The organism is Burkholderia thailandensis E264 (assembly GCF_000012365.1).
GTDB classification, from domain to species: Bacteria; Pseudomonadota; Gammaproteobacteria; order Burkholderiales; family Burkholderiaceae; genus Burkholderia; species Burkholderia thailandensis.
This window is the reverse complement of the sequence record NC_007651.1, coordinates 3,619,774-3,638,267: the sequence shown is the minus strand read 5'-3', so window position 1 is coordinate 3,638,267 and position 18,494 is coordinate 3,619,774. Positions and strand designations below refer to the sequence as shown.

19 protein-coding genes are annotated in these 18,494 nt (G+C 66.8%); 17 read left to right on the top strand and 2 right to left on the bottom strand.

The genetic code is table 11. The features are described from left to right. The first annotated feature begins 7 nt into the window (after positions 1-7). Positions 8-829: a Cof-type HAD-IIB family hydrolase gene (locus BTH_RS28440; RefSeq protein WP_009910122.1), complete on the top strand. Its 822-nt coding sequence runs from the start codon at positions 8-10 to the stop codon at positions 827-829. Between the two features lie 179 nt (positions 830-1,008). On the opposite strand, the gene aqpZ is transcribed toward BTH_RS28440, so the two are convergent. Continuing rightward, entirely contained in the window at positions 1,009-1,713 is a 705-nt protein-coding gene (gene aqpZ / locus BTH_RS28435; RefSeq protein ID WP_009910121.1) for an aquaporin Z, read from the bottom strand. A gap of 305 nt (positions 1,714-2,018) precedes the next feature. Here aqpZ and BTH_RS28430 point away from each other — a divergent pair, with 305 nt between their 5' ends. Next, positions 2,019-2,315: an H-NS histone family protein gene (locus BTH_RS28430; RefSeq protein ID WP_009906591.1), complete on the top strand. Its 297-nt coding sequence runs from the start codon at positions 2,019-2,021 to the stop codon at positions 2,313-2,315. Positions 2,316-2,417: 102 nt separating this feature from the next. On the opposite strand, the gene BTH_RS28425 is transcribed toward BTH_RS28430, so the two are convergent. Beyond that, the gene (locus BTH_RS28425; RefSeq protein ID WP_009910119.1) at positions 2,418-3,482 is read right to left on the bottom strand and encodes a glycosyltransferase family 4 protein; all 1,065 of its coding nucleotides are present in this window, start codon (positions 3,480-3,482) and stop codon (positions 2,418-2,420) included. A 594-nt stretch (positions 3,483-4,076) separates the two neighbouring features. Here BTH_RS28425 and flhD point away from each other — a divergent pair. The 15 genes from flhD (at position 4,077) to BTH_RS28345 (ending at position 18,449) form a co-directional block, all read left to right on the top strand. Then, complete coding sequence (gene flhD / locus BTH_RS28420) at positions 4,077-4,397, top strand: flagellar transcriptional regulator FlhD (RefSeq protein ID WP_009906586.1); 321 nt, start codon at positions 4,077-4,079, stop codon at positions 4,395-4,397. 93 nt (positions 4,398-4,490) lie between these two features. Beyond that, a complete protein-coding gene (gene flhC, locus BTH_RS28415; RefSeq protein ID WP_009906585.1) occupies positions 4,491-5,042 on the top strand; it encodes a flagellar transcriptional regulator FlhC in 552 nt (183 codons plus the stop codon). Between the two features lie 201 nt (positions 5,043-5,243). Next, positions 5,244-6,104, top strand: a complete 861-nt coding sequence (motA, locus tag BTH_RS28405; protein ID WP_009906583.1) for a flagellar motor stator protein MotA — start codon at positions 5,244-5,246, stop codon at positions 6,102-6,104. A gap of 16 nt (positions 6,105-6,120) precedes the next feature. After that, positions 6,121-7,155, top strand: a complete 1,035-nt coding sequence (gene motB / locus BTH_RS28400) for a flagellar motor protein MotB (protein ID WP_009906582.1) — start codon at positions 6,121-6,123, stop codon at positions 7,153-7,155. 30 nt (positions 7,156-7,185) lie between these two features. Then, positions 7,186-7,566 carry a response regulator gene (locus BTH_RS28395; protein ID WP_009906581.1) on the top strand — a complete coding sequence of 127 codons (381 nt, stop codon included), beginning with the start codon at positions 7,186-7,188 and terminating at the stop codon, positions 7,564-7,566. 31 nt (positions 7,567-7,597) lie between these two features. Then, positions 7,598-9,847, top strand: a complete 2,250-nt coding sequence (cheA, locus tag BTH_RS28390; RefSeq protein WP_011402607.1) for a chemotaxis protein CheA — start codon at positions 7,598-7,600, stop codon at positions 9,845-9,847. A gap of 30 nt (positions 9,848-9,877) precedes the next feature. Beyond that, complete coding sequence (gene cheW / locus BTH_RS28385) at positions 9,878-10,405, top strand: chemotaxis protein CheW (protein ID WP_009906577.1); 528 nt, start codon at positions 9,878-9,880, stop codon at positions 10,403-10,405. A 40-nt stretch (positions 10,406-10,445) separates the two neighbouring features. Continuing rightward, on the top strand, positions 10,446-12,446 hold the full coding sequence (locus BTH_RS28380) for a methyl-accepting chemotaxis protein (RefSeq protein WP_011402606.1): 2,001 nt from the start codon (positions 10,446-10,448) through the stop codon (positions 12,444-12,446). 3 nt (positions 12,447-12,449) lie between these two features. Further along, entirely contained in the window at positions 12,450-13,397 is a 948-nt protein-coding gene (locus tag BTH_RS28375; protein WP_009906572.1) for a CheR family methyltransferase, read from the top strand. Beyond that, positions 13,394-14,098 carry a chemoreceptor glutamine deamidase CheD gene (gene cheD, locus BTH_RS28370; protein ID WP_011402604.1) on the top strand — a complete coding sequence of 235 codons (705 nt, stop codon included), beginning with the start codon at positions 13,394-13,396 and terminating at the stop codon, positions 14,096-14,098. The genes BTH_RS28375 and cheD overlap by 4 nt, the downstream gene beginning before the upstream one ends. A gap of 5 nt (positions 14,099-14,103) precedes the next feature. Then, a complete protein-coding gene (locus BTH_RS28365; RefSeq protein ID WP_009910098.1) occupies positions 14,104-15,198 on the top strand; it encodes a protein-glutamate methylesterase/protein-glutamine glutaminase in 1,095 nt (364 codons plus the stop codon). 85 nt (positions 15,199-15,283) lie between these two features. Further along, positions 15,284-15,679 carry a chemotaxis response regulator CheY gene (gene cheY, locus BTH_RS28360; protein ID WP_004185006.1) on the top strand — a complete coding sequence of 132 codons (396 nt, stop codon included), beginning with the start codon at positions 15,284-15,286 and terminating at the stop codon, positions 15,677-15,679. Position 15,680: 1 nt separating this feature from the next. Continuing rightward, positions 15,681-16,409 carry a protein phosphatase CheZ gene (cheZ, locus tag BTH_RS28355; protein WP_011402603.1) on the top strand — a complete coding sequence of 243 codons (729 nt, stop codon included), beginning with the start codon at positions 15,681-15,683 and terminating at the stop codon, positions 16,407-16,409. A gap of 200 nt (positions 16,410-16,609) precedes the next feature. Beyond that, positions 16,610-17,113: a DUF2844 domain-containing protein gene (locus tag BTH_RS28350; protein ID WP_009910093.1), complete on the top strand. Its 504-nt coding sequence runs from the start codon at positions 16,610-16,612 to the stop codon at positions 17,111-17,113. Positions 17,114-17,135: 22 nt separating this feature from the next. Further along, a complete protein-coding gene (locus BTH_RS28345; protein ID WP_011402602.1) occupies positions 17,136-18,449 on the top strand; it encodes a DUF3443 domain-containing protein in 1,314 nt (437 codons plus the stop codon). Positions 18,450-18,494 lie beyond the last annotated feature (45 nt).

The following is an 18,494-nucleotide window of genomic DNA, read 5'->3' as shown; positions in this document are numbered from 1 at the left end:
TACCGCCATGTATAAAGTCATCGCCACCGATCTCGACGGAACCTTGCTCAACAGCGACCACCAGCTCGATCCTTATACGATCGACACCGTACGGCGGCTCGCGGAAAGCGGCGTGCCATTCGTGATCGCGACCGGGCGCCACTACGCGGACGTCGCCGGCATTCGCGACGTGCTCGGCATCCGCCCTTACCTGATCACGTCGAACGGCGCGCGCGTGCACTCGCCGGACGACACGCGGATTCACGCGCAGGACGTGCCCGCCGACGCGGTGCGGCAACTGGTGCGGCCCGAACTCGTCGGCGCGCACGGCCGCGTGATCGTCAATCTGTTCACGAACGACGGCTGGCTGATCGATCGCGCCGCGCCGCATCTGCTCGCATTCCATCAGGATTCCGGATTTCGCTACGACGTCATCGACATGCTGTCGCACGACGGCGCGGACATCGCGAAGGTGCTGTACATCGGCGAGCCCGAGGACCTGGCCGTCGTGTCCGCCAACCTCGAGCGCACGTTCGGCGGCGCGCTGTACGTCACATATTCGCTGCCTGACTGCCTCGAGGTGATGACGGCGAACGTATCGAAGGGGCGTGCGCTACGTGTCGTGCTCGAGCGGCTCGGCGTCGATCCCGCGCACTGCGTCGCGTTCGGCGACAACATGAACGATATCGATCTGCTCGAGACGGCGGGACATCCGTTCATGATGCGCAATGCGAATCCCGATCTCGTCGTGCGCCTGCCGAAGGTGCCGCGGATCGGCAATAATTTCGAAGCGGGGGTTGCGCGACATCTGCGCACGCTGTTCGCGCTCGAGGATTCGATCGCGCACTGAGCGCCGCGCCGATCGCGCTCGCGGCCAGCCGCATCCGCAATGAAAAACGGGCGCCGCGGCGCCCGTTTTCGCTTTCGCCCCGTCGCCGTCGGCCGGCGCGCAGCGATTTTCATATTCCTCTGTCGTGTCGCCCCGTGGGCGACGGGCGGGCGGCCGGCGCGAGTCCGGCCGTGCCGTCATCAGCTTTCGTCGCGTCCCGCGACGAGCGGGTACACGACGCCCGCGATCGCCGCGCCGATGATGGGCGCCACCCAGAACAGCCACAGCTGGCCGATCGCCTCGCCGCCGACGAAGAGCGCCGGGCCCGTCGAGCGCGCCGGGTTCACCGACGTGTTCGTCACCGGGATCGAAATCAGATGGATCAGCGTGAGGCACAGACCGATCGCGATCGGCGCGAAGCCCGCCGGCGCGCGCTTGTCGGTCGAGCCGAGGATCACGAACAGGAAGAAGCCCGTCATCACGACTTCGCAGATGAACGCGGCCGCGAGCGAGTAATGGCCGGGCGAGCGCGCGTCATAGCCGTTCGTCGCGAAGCCGCTGCCGACGACGTCGAAGCCCGGCTTGCCGGTCGCGATCAGGTACAGCACGAACGCGCCGAGCGTGGCGCCGATGACCTGCGCGACGATGTACGGCACGAGATCGCGGGCCGGGAAGCGTCCCGCCACCGTCAGGCCGACGCTCACGGCCGGATTCAGGTGACACCCCGAGACGTGGCCGATGGCGAACGCCATCGTGAGGACCGTCAGGCCGAATGCCAATGCGACACCGGCAAAGCCAATGCCGAGGCCCGGAAAGGCGGCCGCCAGAACGGCGCTGCCGCAGCCGCCGAGGACGAGCCAGAACGTGCCGAACACTTCCGCCGCGAGACGCTGAGGTAATTTCATTGGAGTGGTTCCCGGTCGTGAAAATCGATAACGGATTGCGCCGCAAAAGCAGGGACGCATCCACGAATGCCGACTGGATTATAGGAAATCTTACGGGTTCCGAAGGGTCAACGATTGTCAAATTGAGATTGGCCGATCGGTGTTTTTATTAGAATAAGGCCGCATTGCAGGGGGTATTGCAATTGAGTTTTAAAATTTATCAGACGAAATAATTTTGGTGGATTTCGTAGCAATTCTGATTGCGCAATAGAACCTTTGTGTCTAGGCTGGGAAATGCCAGGCGGATCATGATATAGGGAGTTGAAATGTCTCAATACGCGAAAATCAAGGCGCAGATCGTCGAGCTTCAGGCCCAGGCCGAAGAGGTGCGTCGTCAGGAGATCGCGGCCGTGGTCGCCGAGCTGCAAGGCAAGATCGCCGAGTATGGGCTCACGGCGCAAGACCTGGGATTTGCCGAGCGCGCGCGGCGTGGCCGTCCGCCGAAGAAGGGGCCGCTGCCCCCGAAGTACCGCGATCCGAAATCCGGCAGTACGTGGAGCGGCCGCGGGAAACCGCCGCAATGGATCGTCGGCAAAAACCGCGATCGCTTTTTGATCGGCTGATTTCCGGCGCTTGGCAAAAAGAAAGCCGCATTTCCCGATGCGGCTTTCTGCTATCCAAAGCGTAATGGGCGCGTCATTTCTCCAATGACGCTGGCCAAAGGGTTAACCCGCCGCTACGCGTCGCCATTGCGGCTGCTTGGCCGCGTCGCGAAGCGTTTCATAGATGTCGATATAGCGCCGCGCCATTGCATGCGAGCTGAAACGTTGCTCGAATTGCGCGCGGATTGCATCGCGTGACAATTCGTCGATCCGGTGCAGCGCGCCCACGGCGCCTTGCACGTCCTCGACGATGAAGCCCGTCAGGCCGTCGTCGATGACTTCCGGCACGGAGCCGCGATTGAACGCGACGACCGGCGTGCCGCACGCCATTGCCTCGATCATCACGAGGCCGAACGGCTCGGGCCAGTCGATCGGGAACAGCAGCGCCTTCGCGCCAGACAGGAACGCGGGCTTCTGCGCTTCGTTGATCTCGCCGATGAACTCGACGTGCGCGGAATCGAGGAGCGGTTCGATCTCGGCCTTGAAATAATCCTCGTCGACCTTGTCGACCTTCGCCGCAATCTTGAGCGGCAGGCCGCTTTGCGCGGCGATCCGGATCGCGGTGTCGACGCGCTTTTCCGGACAGATGCGGCCGAGGAACGCGAGATATTCGGGCTTGCGATCGGCTTGCGGCGTGAGCAGCGTGCCGGGCAGCCCGTGGTGGACGGTGCCCGCCCAGCCGGCCTGCGGCAGCGGCATGCGCTGCGAATCCGAGATCGACACGACGGGCGCGTTCGGGAACGCGTCGAATACGGGCTGCAACTCCGGCAGATCGAGGCGGCCGTGCAGCGTCGTGACGAACGGCGCGTCGAGGCGCGACAGCAGCGGGAACGGCAGGTAGTCGAGGTGGAAGTGCAGGATGTCGAACGTGTGCGCGACGCGCGCGACCTGCTCGAGCAGGCGCATATGGGGCGCCATCGCATCGCGAATCGACGGATCGAGGCGCAGCGCACGCGGCCAGGCGGCTTCCAGGCGCGCCGAAGTAACGGAATCCCCGCTCGCGAACAGCGTGACGTCGTGCCCCATTTCGACGAGCGCCTCGGTCAGGTAGGACACGACCCGCTCGGTGCCCCCGTAGAGTTTGGGCGGAACGGCTTCGTAGAGCGGGGCGATTTGGGCAATGCGCATGAGCGTTTCTCCGTTGCGAAGAGGGCGGAACTCGCCGTGGGGCGGTGCGAGCTTCGCTCCGGTAAGCGGTGAGCGCCTGCCTGCGGGCAGACGGGGCGGTGCGCGGCGAGCGTCGCCGGACCGGGCGTTTCGATTCATTATCGGGATCGCTTGCGCGGGATCGAGCGATTTTTCAAACGCTTAACCCTTGTTACAGGATGAAATACGCAAAAACCCTAGAAAACGCCCGGCCGAATGACTAGGATGTGGCGGAAAAGCAGTGGGAAAGCCACGCGCCGCAATGGCGCGCATTCCGTCGCCCAGTCGCCGCCGCGGCTGAAGATGGTGTTTTCCCTGCCTTGATTGGCGGGGCTTTCGGCCGGACGGGCTTCCGCGGGCCATTTCCGCCCTTTGTCGGAAAAATTCCTACACGGTTTACAGACAAATCCGGCAAAGCGCATTCCCCTTCACTGATAGCGGCCCCCCCGCCGATTGGCCAAAATGCCCGTAAGAATATAAACAAGCCGATTGCCCCCCTTGCCGGTGGGTAGATCGAGCAAACGTTTTCACTGGCATTACCGATTGGCCAAGGATTTCTTACGGGGGAATCGAATCATGAGCGCAACCAGCGAAATGCTCGCCGAGATCAACGAAGTCAACCTGTCTTACCTGCTCCTCGCCCAGCGACTGCTGCGCGAGGACAAGGCCATGGGCATGTTCCGCATGGGGATTTCGGAGGAACTCGCCGATGTGCTCGTGAACCTGACGCTTGCCCAGACGGTCAAGCTCGCCGCGTCGAACCAGATGCTCTGCCGTTTCCGCTTCGATGACCACGCGCTCCTGTCGTCGCTCGCCGACAAGGGCCGCAGCTCCGCCGTCGCGCACGCGCACTCGGCGATCCTGATGGCTGGTCAGCCGGTCGAAAGCTTCCGCTGAGCGGAAAGCCGTGCGCCACGCCCGGGCGCATTGATTCATGAATGAAATCGGGAAATCTGATTGTTTTGTTCGAGTAAATAGCGGAGAGCGGCAATGGCGTCCAAGAGCGTAGTGGTCGAGGTCAAGGAGATCACCCTGGCGATCGAGCTGATCGAGCTGGGCGCGCGGCTGCAACTGCTCGAAGCCGAGACGAACCTGTCGCGCGATCGCCTGATCAAGCTCTACAAGGAGCTGAAGGGCGTGTCGCCGCCGAAGGGGATGCTGCCGTTCTCGACCGACTGGTTCATGACGTGGCAACCGAACATCCATTCGTCGCTGTTCTATAACATCTACCGTTTCATGCGCGAGCACGGCGGCTGCGATTCGATCCAGTCGATCGTCAAGGCATACCGGCTGTATCTCGAGCACGTCGGCCTGTCCGACGACGAGGCGGCGCTGAGCCTCACGCGCGCGTGGACGCTCGTGCGCTTCTTCGATTCCGGGATGCTGCAGATGACGCCGTGCACCCGTTGCGGCGGGCACTTCGTCGCACACGCGCACGACCCGCATCACGGCTATGTGTGCGGCCTTTGCCAGCCGCCGTCGCGCGCGGGCAAGACCCGCAAGGCCGCCGCGCAGGCCGATCAGGCCGCAATCGCCGCGTGAGCTTCTTCGCCGGGCCGCAAGCGAACGGCCGTTCGCTCGCGATCGCCGCCCGCCTCGGTCACGCATTGGGCGGCCCGCTCTAGCCCCATCTGCTGGTTTACACCGGCGAGCCCCTGTGGGGCGTCTCCCAAAGTTTTCGTTACGACTGCCGTAAACCACTTAACGGCGGCCTCCCGGCTGCTCATTCGTGAGGGACAGGCAGTGCTGATTTTCGTGGGAACTCTCGTGACCTTGTTGTCCGTGTTCGGCGGCTACGCGCTGGCGGGCGGGCACCTGGGCGCGCTCGTGCAACCCGTCGAGATCCTGATGATCACCGGCGCGGGCGTAGGCGCGTTCATTCTCGGCAACGGCATCAAGACGATCAAGGCGACGCTGCGCGTGCTGCCCACGCTGTTCAAGGGCTCGAAGTACAACAAGGACATCTACATGGAGCTGATGGCGCTCCTGTACGTGTTGCTCGCGAAGGCGCGCAAGGAAGGTACGCTCACGCTCGAGGCGGACATCGACGACCCCGAGAAGAGCCCGATCTTCACCCAGTATCCGAAGATCCTCGCCGACCATCACATCGTCGAATTCCTGACCGACTACCTGCGCCTGATGGTGGGCGGCAACATGAACGCGTTCGAGATCGAAAGCCTGATGGACGAGGAGATCGAGACGCACCACGCGGAAGGCGAAGGCCCCGCGCATGCGCTGATGCGCGTCGGCGATGCGATGCCGGCGTTCGGGATCGTCGCCGCGGTGATGGGGGTCGTCCACACGATGGCGTCCGCCGACAAGCCGCCCGCGGTGCTGGGCGCGATGATCGCGCAGGCGCTCGTCGGCACGTTCCTCGGCATCCTGCTCTCGTACGGCCTGATCGGCCCGCTGTCGAGCCTCGCGGAGCAGCGCGTCGCCGAATCGACCAAGATGTTCCAGTGCATCAAGGTGACGATCCTCGCGAGCCTGAACGGCTATGCGCCGGCGATCGCCGTCGAGTTCGGCCGCAAGGTGCTGTTCTCGACCGAGCGTCCGTCGTTCGCCGAGCTCGAAGAGCACGTGCGCCGCGTGAAGGCGAAGTGAGCGCGAGGGCACCGACATGAGCAAGGGCAAGGATCAGGCGATCATCGTCAAGCGGGTGAACCAGCAGAAGAAGGGGCACCACGGCGGCGCATGGAAGCTCGCGTACGCGGACTTCATGACCGCGATGATGGCGTTCTTCCTGTTGATGTGGCTGCTCTCCGCGGTGACGCCCGTTCAGCTGAAGGGGATCGCCGAATACTTCAACACGCCGCTGAAGGCCGCGATTTTCGGCAGCGGCGATCGCAGCGCCGACGATTCGAGCATCATCAAGGGCGGCGGCCGCGACATCTCGAGCGTCGACGCGGGCACGACGCGCCTCACCGACGGCTCGACGCATCTTGCCGAGCGCGTCGCGAAGAAGAGCGAGGACGACGCGCTCGCGCAGGCGCAGGGCTCGCTCGAGCGCCGCGAGCAGATTCGGCTGCACGACCTGCAGGTGAAGCTGATGGCGGCCATCGAGGCGAATCCGACGCTGCGCCAGTTCAAGCAGCAGATCCGCATCGATTCGACGCTGATGGGGCTGCGCATCGAAATCGTCGACACGCAGAAGCGGCCGATGTTCGCGATGTCGAGCGACGCCGTCGAGCCGTACATGCGCGACATCCTGCGCGAGATCGGCAAGACGCTCAACGACGTGCCGAACCGCATCATCGTCCAGGGCCACACCGACGCCGTGCCGTACGCGGGCGGCGAGAAGGGCTACAGCAACTGGGAACTGTCCGCCGACCGCGCGAACGCGTCGCGCCGCGAGCTGATCGCGGGCGGCATGGACGAAGCGAAGGTGCTGCGCGTGCTCGGCCTCGCGTCGACGCAGAACCTGAACAAGGCGGACCCGCTCGATCCGGAGAACCGCCGGATCAGCATCATCGTGCTGAACCGCAAGTCCGAGCTCGCGCTGATGCGCGACGACGCGACGACGACGACGCTTTCATCCGACGCGGCCGGATCGACCCGGCTCGCGCAGCAGATCGCGCCGCAGATCACGCCGCCCGGCGCGGCCGTCACGCCCGCGCTGCCGGGCGCGTCGGCCCCCGCCGTGCAGAAACCCTGACGCATTCGAGACACGCATTCGAGACACGACATGATCCGAACCATTCTCGCCATCGACGACTCCGCCACGATGCGCACGCTGCTCAGCGCGACGCTCGGCGAAGCGGGCTACGACGTGACCGTCGCCTCGGACGGCGAGGTCGGGCTCGATGTCGCGATGGCCACGCCTTTCGACCTGGTGCTGACCGATCACTACATGCCGAAGAAGAACGGCCTCGAGCTGATCGCGGCGCTGCGCGCGCAGTCGGCCTACGAAGCGACGCCGATTCTCGTGCTCACGACCGAGAACGGCGACGCGTTCAAGGATGCGGCGCGCGCGGCGGGCGCAACCGGCTGGATCGAAAAGCCGCTTGACCCGGATGCGCTGATCGAGCTCGTCGCGGCGCTTTCGGCGTCGTCGAGCCTTTCGTGACGAATACGACGTTTTTACGCGGTGAACCGGCATGACTCTCGACATCACACAGTTCTATCAGACGTTCTTCGACGAAGCGGACGAGTTGCTCGCGCAGATGGAGCAGCTGCTGCTGAACCTGGACGTCGCATCGCCCGATCCCGAGGATCTGGCGGCGATCTTTCGCGCCGCGCATTCGATCAAGGGCGGCGCCGCGACCTTCGGCTTCACTGCGCTCACCGAGACGACGCACATCCTCGAATCGCTGCTCGATCGCGCACGCAATCATGAACTCACGCTGACGAAGGAGATGGTCGACGCGTTCCTCGAGACGAAGGATGTGCTGTCCGACCAGCTCGCCGACTATCGCGCGAGCGCCGAGCCCGATACGGCCGCCGCGGCCGCGATCTGCGCGAAGCTCGAACGGCTGAAGGCGTCGGCGAGCGGCGTGCAGGCGGCGCCTGCCGCCCCCGTCGCGGCGGCGCCCGCAGCACCGGCCGCGCCGACGATGGGCGTCTTCGGCGTGCCCGAGCACGTCGTCGAGCAGGCGGTCGAGGCCGCGCATCCGGCGCCCGGCGCACCCGTCGCCGCCGCAGGCGGTGGCGACGGCCCGCATCTGAAGATCACGCTGACGGGCGTCGGCGACAAGGATCAGGAACTGCTGACCGAGGAGCTCGGCAATCTCGGGCAGATCGTCGGCCGCGCGAAGACGAGCGACGCGCTCACGCTGTGGCTCGAGACCGACGTGTCGTCGGACGACATCGTCGCCGTGTGCTGCTTCGTGATCGACGAAAGCCAGATCGCGATCGGCCGCGGCACCGCGCCGGGCGCAGGCGGCGCGCAGGCCGCGGTGCCCGCGGCGACGCCTGCGGCGCAGCAGCCGAGCGAGGCCCCACACGAAGCCGCGGCTGTCGACGCCGCGCCGGAACCGGCGGCGGCCCCGCCTGCGGCGGCGCCCGTCGCCGAGGCGCCGCCCGCCGCGCCGGTTGCCGTGCCGAGCGCGCCCGCCGCTCCGGCGCCAGCCGCGCAAGCCGCGGCATCCGCCGCCGCGCAGCATCACGACGACCGCAAGCCGCGCCCGGCCGCCGCCGCGAGCGCGGAGGGCAGCTCGATTCGCGTCGGCGTCGAGAAGGTCGACCAACTGATCAACCTCGTCGGCGAGCTCGTGATCACGCAGGCGATGCTCGCCGAGACGACGAGCGCGTTCGATCCGGCGCTGCACGACCGCCTGTACAACGGGATGGCGCAGCTCGAGCGCAACGCGCGCGACCTGCAGGAAGCGGTGATGTCGATCCGGATGATGCCGATGGATTATGTGTTCAGCCGCTTCCCGCGGCTCGTGCGCGATCTCGCGGGCAAGCTCGGCAAGCAGGTCGAGCTCGTCACGTTCGGCCAGGCGACCGAGCTCGACAAGAGCCTCATCGAGCGGATCATCGATCCGCTGACGCACCTCGTGCGCAACAGCCTCGATCACGGGATCGAGACCGTCGAGGCGCGCCGCGCGGCGGGCAAGGACGCGGTCGGCCAGCTCGTGCTGTCGGCCGCGCACCACGGCGGCAACATCGTGATCGAGGTCAGCGACGACGGCGCGGGCCTGAACCGCGACAAGATCCTCGCGAAGGCGGCCAAGCAGGGCATGCAGATCTCCGAGAACATCAGCGACGACGAAGTGTGGAACCTGATCTTCGCGCCGGGCTTCTCGACGGCCGAAGTCGTGACCGACGTGTCGGGCCGTGGCGTCGGGATGGATGTCGTCAAGCGCAACATTCAGTCGATGGGCGGGCACGTCGAAATTTCGTCGCAGGCCGGCCGCGGAACGACGACGCGCATCGTGCTGCCGCTCACGCTCGCGATTCTCGACGGGATGTCGGTGAAGGTCGGCAGCGAGATCTTCATCCTGCCGCTGAACTTCGTGATGGAATCGCTGCAGCCGGCGGCCGACGACATCTACACGATCGGCAACGGCGAGCGCGTCGTGCGCGTGCGCGGCGAATACCTGCCGCTCGTCGCGCTGCACGAGGTGTTCTCGGTCGACGACGCGCGCACCGATCCGACGCAGGGCATCGTCACGATCATGCAGACGGAAGGCCGCCGCTTCGCGATGCTGATCGACGAGCTGGTGGGCCAGCAGCAAGTGGTCGTCAAGAATCTCGAGACGAACTACCGCAAGGTGTACGGCATTTCGGCCGCGACGATTCTCGGCGACGGCAGCGTCGCGCTGATCGTCGACGTCGCGGCGCTCAATCGCGAAACCCGCACGACTCACGTCGCGCATACGAGCGCCGCGCTCGCGGTGTCCTAATTTACGTGATCCATCGACCTGGGGGCTAACGTGTCCGAAGTCCAAACGAATCATCAGGCCGCGCCGAACGCGGCCAGCCGCCGCGACGCCGAGCAGGGCGACGCGGCGGGCCAGGAATTCCTCGTCTTCACGCTCGGCGACGAGGAATACGGCATCGACATCCTGAAAGTGCAGGAAATCCGCGGCTACGACAGCGTCACGCGCATCGCGAACGCGCCCGATTTCATCAAGGGCGTGATCAACCTGCGCGGGATCATCGTGCCGATCGTCGACATGCGCATCAAGTTCCACCTCGGCCGCGTCGATTACGACCATCAGACGGTCGTGATCATCCTGAACGTCGCGCACCGCGTCGTCGGGATGGTCGTCGACGGCGTGTCCGACGTGCTCACGCTGTCGACCGAGCAGATCATGCCCGCGCCGGAATTCGGCGGCGTGCTGACGACCGAGTACCTGACGGGGCTCGGCACGGTCGACGGCCGCATGCTGATCCTGATGGACATCGAGAAGCTGATGACGAGCAAGGAGATGGCGCTGATCGAGACGCTCGGCGCATAAGCGGGCGCGACGCACGCAACGCAACTACGGGGAGCTGACGATGCTGCACAACTGGTCGATCCGCACGACGCTGACGGCCGTCGGATTCATGCTGGTGCTCGTCGCCGCGCTGGTCGGCGGGCTCGGGCTGTATGCGCTCAATCACGCGAGCCGCTCGCTCGACGCGATCGCGCACGGCGATCTGCCGACGATCCACACGCTCGACGACGCGTCGTCGTACCTGCTGCGCTCGCGCGTCGCGCTCGACCGCTTCAAGACGCTGTCCGAGGCCGGCAACGCCGACGAGGCGAAGAAGGTGCTCGCGCGCGCGCAGGAGCTTTACGCGAAGTCGACGCAGAACTGGCAGGCGTATGTCGCCGCGTCGAAGGAGGGCATCGAGCCGGCGCTGACCGACGAGCTCGCCGCGCGCTACACGACGCTCGCGAAGGAAGGCGTCGAGCCGGAATTCGCCGCCGCGGGCGCGGGCGACCTCGCCGCGTATCACGCGATCGCCGACACGAAAATCAGCCCGATGTTCGTTGCGTACGACAAGGCGGCGGCCGCTGTGATCGCCGCGTATTCGAGGCGCGCGGAATCGCGCTTCGACGCGACGCAGGCGCGCATCTCACTGATGATCGCGCTGATCGCGGCGGGCATCGCCGCCGCGTTCCTGATGGTGATCGGCATCCGCTTCGCGCTGCGCGGGCTCATCGTGCAGCCGCTGAACATCGCGATCGCGCAGTTCGAGCGGATCGCGGCGGGCGACCTCACGCAGGCGACGCAAGTCGCCGGCAACAACGAGATCGGCCGGCTGTTCCAGGGCATCGGCCGGATGCAGGCGGCCGTCGCCGACATGGTGAAGGCCGTGCATCGCGGGGCGGAAGCGGTCGACGTCGGCGCGCGCGAGATCTCGAGCGGCAACGCGGACTTGTCCGCACGCACCGAATCGCAGGCGGCCTCACTGCAGGAAACCGCGTCGAGCATGGAGCAACTGACGGGCACCGTGCGCCAGAACGCGGAGAACGCGCGGCAGGCGAGCCAGCTCGCGGTGAACGCGTCCGACATCGCGACGCAGGGCGGCGATGTCGTCGGCCAGGTCGTCACGACGATGCAGGACATCGCGACGAGCTCGACGAAGGTGGCCGACATCATCGGCACGATCGAAGGAATCGCGTTCCAGACCAACATCCTCGCGCTGAACGCGGCCGTCGAGGCGGCGCGCGCGGGCGAGCAGGGGCGCGGCTTCGCGGTCGTCGCGGGCGAGGTGCGCTCGCTTGCACAGCGCAGCGCGACGGCCGCCAAGGAGATCAAGCAGTTGATCGGCGACTCCGCGCACAAGGTGCAAAGCGGCTCCGCGCTCGTCGAGCGCGCGGGCGCGACGATGGCGGAGATCGTCCAGGCGGTGCGCCGCGTGACCGACATCATGGGCGAGATCAGCGCGGCGTCCGAAGAGCAGTCGACGGGCATCGTCCAGGTGAATCGCGCGGTCAGCCAGATGGACGCCGTCACCCAGCAGAACGCGGCGCTCGTCGAGGAAGCCGCGGCCGCGGCCGCGTCGCTCGAGGATCAGACGCGGCAGATGAAGCAGATCGTGTCGGCGTGGCGCGTCGAAGGCGGGATTGCGCCGGCGGCTTCGAGCGTGCGCTCGAACGTGACCGGCCGCGCGAGCGAGCCGCACGCCGCCGCATCCGCGTCCGCGTCCGCATCCGCGTCGCACGCCTCGAGCGCGACCGCAACGGCCGGCGCGTCCGGGTCGTCGCGGGCGTCGGCGGCCGCCGCACACGGTGAGCGTGCGTCGCACGCCGCCGCGCCGCATGCCGCGAAGACTACCGTCGCCGCGCCGAAATCCGCCGCATCGCCGGCGTCGCCCGCCTATGCGCCGAAGCTCGCGAAGCCCGGCGCCGCCGCGCGCGCCGCAACGGGCGCGGCGGCGAGCACGGCCGCCGTCGCGCCGCAAGCCGCCCCCGCGTCCTCCTTCGCGCTCAAGCGCCCGGCGCTGTCGGGCGAGCCGAAGCCCGCGGCCGCGTCGGCATCCTCCGACGACGACTGGGAAACCTTCTAAGCCATGATGCCCGCACGCGCCGCCTCTCGTCTCGACGCACTCGAACCGCAGGAACGGTCGGGCGATGCTGCGCGGGACTTCGAATTCACGTCCGCGGATTTCGCGAAGATCCGCGCGCTGATCCATCGGCGCGCGGGCATCTCGCTGTCCGAGCACAAGCGCGACATGGCATACAGCCGCCTCGCGCGGCGGTTGCGCGCGCGCGGGCTCAACCGCTTTAGCGACTATCTCGAGCTGCTCGAACGCGAGAACGATCCATCCGAATGGGAAGCGTTCACGAATTCGCTCACGACGAACCTGACCGCGTTCTTTCGCGAATCGCATCACTTTCCGATCCTCGCCGAATTCGTCAAGCGTCGCGAGCAGCCGGTGTCGGTGTGGTGCTCGGCGGCGTCGACGGGCGAAGAGCCGTATTCGATCGCGATGACGCTCGTCGAGGCGCTCGGCGAATCGGCCGCGCGCTCGGCGAGCGTCATCGCGACCGATCTCGACACGCAGGTGCTCGCGAAGGCCGAAGCGGGCGTCTACGCGTTCGAGCAGGTCAAGCACCTGTCGCCTGAGCGGCTCAAGCGCTTCTTTCTGAAAGGCACGGGCGCGCAGGCCGGCCGCGTGAAGGTGCGGCCCGAGCTGCGCGCGATGATCCGCTTCGCGCAGTTGAATCTGACCGACGCCGATTACGGCCTCACGAAGCCGTTCGATGCGATCTTCTGCCGCAACGTGATGATCTACTTCGACAAGCCGACGCAGTCGCAGGTGCTCGCGCGCTTCGAGCCGCTGATGAAGCCGGGCGGCCTGCTGTTCGCCGGCCACTCGGAGAACTTCACGTATGTGACGCAGGCGTTCCGCCTGCGCGGGCAGACGGTCTACGAGCTGACGCGCGACGCTCAGTCGGCCGCGCCGCGCGTGCGCGCGCGCATCGCCGCGGCGGCGGCCGAGGAGGAACTCCGATGAGCGGGCTGCCGATCGCGACCAATCTTTATTTCGACGCGCACTTTCACCGCCGCGGCGTGAAGCTGCTGCCCAACGAGTTCTACACGACGCGCGAGGACATGGTCCTCGTTACCGTGCTCGGCTCGTGCGTCGCCGCGTGCCTGCACGATCCGATCGCGCGGATCGGCGGGATGAACCATTTCATGCTGCCGGACGACGGCGCGGACCCGTCCGCCGCCGCGTCCGAATCGATGCGTTACGGCGCGTACGCGATGGAAGTGCTGATCAACGAACTCATCAAGGCGGGCGGGCGCCGCGAGCGCTTCGAGGCGAAGGTGTTCGGCGGCGCGGCCGTGCTCGCGGGGATGACGACGATCAACATCGGCGATCGCAACGCCGATTTCGTGCGCCGCTATCTGGCGCTGGAGCGCATCCGCATCACCGCCGAGGATCTGCAGGGCGTGCATCCGCGCAAGGTCGCGTTCATGCCGCATACGGGGCAGGCGATGGTCAAGAAGCTGCGCGTGCAGGCGCCCGACGTGGCCGAGCGGGAAGCCGCGCTCGCGCGCGAGGCGGCCGGCCCGCGCGGCGAGCGTGCGGCCCGTGCGCGGCCGCGCGTTGAGCTGTTCGGCACGCCCGCGCCGAAGGCTCAGGCGACGCCTCGCATCGAATTGTTCGGTACGCGGGCCACGCAGCCCGCCACAAGAAAGCAGGAGGCTTGAACGCTGTGCAGAAGAAAATCAAAGTGCTGTGCGTCGACGATTCGGCGCTGATCCGCAGCCTGATGACCGAAATCATCAACAGCCAGCCCGACATGGAGGTGTGCGCAACGGCGCCCGATCCGCTCGTGGCGCGTGAGCTGATCAAGCAGCACAACCCGGACGTGCTGACGCTCGACGTCGAAATGCCTCGGATGGACGGCCTCGACTTCCTCGAAAAGCTGATGCGCCTGCGGCCGATGCCGGTCGTGATGGTTTCGTCGCTGACCGAGCGCGGCTCGGAGATCACGTTGCGCGCGCTCGAGCTGGGCGCGGTCGACTTCGTGACGAAGCCGCGCGTCGGGATTCGCGACGGGATGCTCGAATACGCGGAAAAGCTGGCCGACAAGGTGCGCGCGGCGTCGCGCGCGCGCGTGCGCCAGAATCCGCAGCCGCACGCGGCCGCGGCGGCCGCCGCGCACGGCCAGACCGCCGCCGCCGCGCCGCTCATCAACAATCCGCTCGTCAGTACCGAGAAGCTGATCATCGTCGGCGCGTCGACGGGCGGCACCGAGGCGATCCGCGAAGTGCTGACGCCGTTGCCGCCCGACGCGCCCGCCGTGCTGATCGCGCAGCACATGCCGCCCGGCTTCACGCGCTCATTCGCGCAGCGCCTGAACGGGCTGTGCCGGATCTCGGTGAAGGAAGCGGAGCACGGCGAGCGCGTGCTGCCGGGCCACGCGTACATCGCGCCCGGCCACGCGCACCTGCTGCTCGCGAGAAGCGGCGCGAACTACATCGCGCACCTGTCGGACGATCCGCCCGTCAATCGCCATCGCCCGTCGGTCGACGTGCTGTTCCGCTCGGCCGCACAGCACGCGGGCAAGAACGCGCTCGGCGTGATCCTGACGGGGATGGGCCGCGACGGCGCGGCCGGGCTGCTTGAAATGAAAAAGGCGGGCGCGTATACATTCGCGCAGGACGAGGCGAGCTGCGTCGTGTTCGGAATGCCGCGCGAGGCGATCGCGATGGGCGGCGTCGACGACGTCGCGCCCCTTTCCGACATGAGTCGCCGTATCATGGCGCGCCTCGCGTCGATGGGCGATCGCGTGCAGCGCGTGTAACGCCGGGGCACGTTCGTGGGCGCGTCGCTCGTGCGCACGGGCCCCGGCCTCCGTTACAGGACATGAATCTGGAAAGGAACAGACGATGGACAAGAGCATGAAGATTCTGGTGGTGGACGATTTTCCGACGATGCGTCGGATCGTCCGCAACTTGTTGAAAGAGCTGGGCTATTCGAACGTCGACGAGGCGGAGGACGGCCTGGCGGGCCTCGCGCGGCTGCGCGGCGGCGGCTACGACTTCGTGATCTCCGACTGGAACATGCCGAACCTCGACGGTCTCGCGATGTTGAAGGAGATCCGCGCGGACGCGTCGCTCACGCATCTGCCGGTGCTGATGGTGACAGCCGAATCGAAGAAGGAGAACATCATCGCGGCCGCGCAGGCGGGCGCGAGCGGCTATGTCGTGAAGCCGTTCACGGCGGCGACCCTCGACGAGAAGCTCAACAAGATCCTGGAAAAGATGGCGAAAGCGGGGAGCTGACGTGAACGAGCCGATTGATGTGGCAGTTGCCGGCGCGAACGCCGACGAACGCCTTGCCGACGCCGCCGATCTGGCGAGCGACCGTATTCTCGCGCGCATCGGCCAGCTGACGCGCACGCTGCGCGACTCGATGCGCGAGCTGGGGCTCGACAAGCACGTCGAGAAGGCGGCGGAGGTCGTGCCGGACGCCCGCGATCGGCTGCGCTACGTCGTCGCGATGACCGAACAGGCGGCCGAGCGCGTGCTGACCGCGATCGAAATTGCGAAGCCCGTGCAGGAGCGTCTGCAGCAGGAAGCCGCGGCGCTCGACGCGCGCTGGGCGAAGTGGTACGAGACGCCGATCGAGCGCGCGGAAGTGCGCGGCCTGATGGACGACACGCGCGCGTTCCTGCGCGCGCTGCCGGACGCGACGGGCGCGACCAACGCTCAATTGCTCGAGATCATGCTTGCGCAGGACTTCCAGGATCTGACGGGCCAGGTGATCAAGAAGATCATGGACATGGTCTACCTGATCGAGCAGCAACTGTTGAACGTACTGGTCGAGAACATCGCGCCCGAACGCCGCGAGCAGTTCGCCGCGACGGCCGCCGCGCTTGCCGCCGAGCAGGCGGGCGGCGCGATGACGCCGGAATCGCTGCTCAACGGGCCGCAGATCAATCCGGAAGGAAAGGCAGACGTTGTGCAGGATCAGGCCCAAGTCGACGATCTGTTGGCAAGTCTGGGATTTTGAGTTGAGTTGTTTTGCAATAATTAAAAATTATCGAGATTAATGCCGATAGGTTTTTGACATAAGCGGCAGGCATACTACGCTCCTGATTTGCTGGCTCTCGAGGGCTTTCTTTTTACTTTCGATTGTCGATAATGAGCAGCGCGTGGTTCGTCGGACGCCATGCTGCCCGAATGCAGAGCTTGAATTCGAGGAGGAATGGAGTGAGATCGAGTCGATTTCGCCGGATCGCCGCGACGGCGGCCGGCTTCATGTGCGCGTGGCTTGCCGCGCCCGCCCAAGCAGGCCTTGGCGGCGCGCCGATGACCCCGCCCGCCGCGGACACCGCCGCGACCGTGCGATCGATGCAACGCAGCCTCCACGCGGCGGGCGGCGCCGCGACGGTCGCCGTCGGCTACACGGTGCGCGAAACGACGCTCGGCTCGGGCACGGTCGTGCGCGAGTATGTGTCGACGGCGGGCACCGTGTTCGCGCTGTCGTGGCAAGGCCCGGTCACGCCGAATCTGTCCGATCTGCTCGGCACCTATTTTCCGCAGTACGAGGCAGGCGTGAAGGCGTCGCGCGCCGCGCGCGGGCCGCGCGCGCCCGCCGCGATCGACACGGGCGGGCTCGTCGTCCACACGGGCGGCCACATGGGCTCGTACTCCGGTCAGGCGTGGCTGCCGCAGGCGCTGCCGGCCGGCTTCTCCACCAACGACATCCAGTGATCGCGCCGGGAGGGGACAGATCTTGCGCTTCCAACATACTCTGATTCGCTGGCTCGGCGCGCTGAGCCTCGCCGCGGCCACGGTCGCGCTCGTCGCCGCGTGCGGCGGCGGCGGCGACGGCGGCTCGAACGCGTCGGTGAATACCGGCTCCGGCGGCGGCAACACGTCCGCGGGCGGCGGCTCGACCAGCGGCTCCGGCGGCTCGGGCGGTTCCGGTGGCTCGGGCGGCACGCCGCTCGCGTCGAACCAGGCGGCGATCACCGTCAGCACGGGCGTCGCGACCATCGTCAACATGCCGACCGTCAGCGTGACGATCTGCGCGCCCGGCACATCGACGTGCCAGACGATCGGCAACGTGCTCGTCGACACCGCGTCGTACGGGCTGCGCATCGTCAACACCGCGGCGTCGGGCGTGCTCGGCAGCCTGCCTGTATCGAGCGTGAGCGGCGGCTCGCTTGTCGAGTGCGGCAAGTTCGTGACGAGCTACACGTGGGGCACCGTGCGCACCGCCGACGTGAGGATCGCCGGCGAGCAGGCAAGCTCGCTGCCGGTCCAGATCATCGGCGACCTCGGCTCGTCCGGCGTGCCGACCTCGTGCTCGAACGGCAACACGCCGTCGAACACCGCGGCCGACCTCGGTGCGAACGGCATTCTCGGGATCGGGCCCGCACCGTACGACTGCGGCTCGAACTGCACGACGTCGACGCTCTACAGCAACTATTACGCGTGCCCGAACGGCAACGCGAGCTGCCAGGTCACGACGGTGCCGCTCGCGCAGCAAGTCACCAATCCGGTGCCGCGCTTTGCGACCGACAACAACGGCGTGATCGTCGCGATGAACCCGCCGTCGGGCGGCAGCGCGACGGGCACGCTGACGTTCGGGATCAACACGCAGGCGAACAACGCGCTGCCGGCAGGGGTGACGAAGCTCACGTCGACGACTTGGGGCGACTTGACCGGCACGCTGCTCGGCCGCGCGATCACGAGGACGTTCTTCGACACCGGCTCGAATGCATACTTCTTCGATACGGGCGGCAGCACGGCGGTCTCGCTGCCCGTGTGCAGCAACAATTCGTCGTTCTACTGCCCGTCGAGCATGCAAACGACGACGGCCACCGTCGTCGGCCTGAACGGCGCGCAGGCGTCGCCGTCGATCTCGGTCGGCAACGCGAACTCGCTGTTTTCGTCGTACGGATCGGCGGTGCCGAACCTGGGCGGCCCGTTCGGCGATACGCGGGTGCTCGACTTCGGCCTGCCGCATTTCTTCGGCAAGACGCTGTACTTCGGGATGGACCTGACGGGCAGCGGCGGTCCGGCGCCGTATGTCGCGTTCTGACGCGGCGCGCGCGGGCTCCTGTTCGACGGGCCCGCACGCGGCGGA

What these genes read in the sequence shown, in the direction of transcription:
- BTH_RS28440 (WP_009910122.1), top strand. Translation starts at nt 8, where the DNA reads ATGTATAAAGTCATCGCCACCGATCTCGACGGAACCTTGCTCAACAGC.
- aqpZ (WP_009910121.1), bottom strand. Translation starts at nt 1,713, where the DNA reads ATGAAATTACCTCAGCGTCTCGCGGCGGAAGTGTTCGGCACGTTCTGG.
- BTH_RS28430 (WP_009906591.1), top strand. Translation starts at nt 2,019, where the DNA reads ATGTCTCAATACGCGAAAATCAAGGCGCAGATCGTCGAGCTTCAGGCC.
- BTH_RS28425 (WP_009910119.1), bottom strand. Translation starts at nt 3,482, where the DNA reads ATGCGCATTGCCCAAATCGCCCCGCTCTACGAAGCCGTTCCGCCCAAA.
- flhD (WP_009906586.1), top strand. Translation starts at nt 4,077, where the DNA reads ATGAGCGCAACCAGCGAAATGCTCGCCGAGATCAACGAAGTCAACCTG.
- flhC (WP_009906585.1), top strand. Translation starts at nt 4,491, where the DNA reads ATGGCGTCCAAGAGCGTAGTGGTCGAGGTCAAGGAGATCACCCTGGCG.
- motB (WP_009906582.1), top strand. Translation starts at nt 6,121, where the DNA reads ATGAGCAAGGGCAAGGATCAGGCGATCATCGTCAAGCGGGTGAACCAG.
- BTH_RS28395 (WP_009906581.1), top strand. Translation starts at nt 7,186, where the DNA reads ATGATCCGAACCATTCTCGCCATCGACGACTCCGCCACGATGCGCACG.
- cheA (WP_011402607.1), top strand. Translation starts at nt 7,598, where the DNA reads ATGACTCTCGACATCACACAGTTCTATCAGACGTTCTTCGACGAAGCG.
- BTH_RS28380 (WP_011402606.1), top strand. Translation starts at nt 10,446, where the DNA reads ATGCTGCACAACTGGTCGATCCGCACGACGCTGACGGCCGTCGGATTC.
- BTH_RS28375 (WP_009906572.1), top strand. Translation starts at nt 12,450, where the DNA reads ATGATGCCCGCACGCGCCGCCTCTCGTCTCGACGCACTCGAACCGCAG.
- cheD (WP_011402604.1), top strand. Translation starts at nt 13,394, where the DNA reads ATGAGCGGGCTGCCGATCGCGACCAATCTTTATTTCGACGCGCACTTT.
- cheY (WP_004185006.1), top strand. Translation starts at nt 15,284, where the DNA reads ATGGACAAGAGCATGAAGATTCTGGTGGTGGACGATTTTCCGACGATG.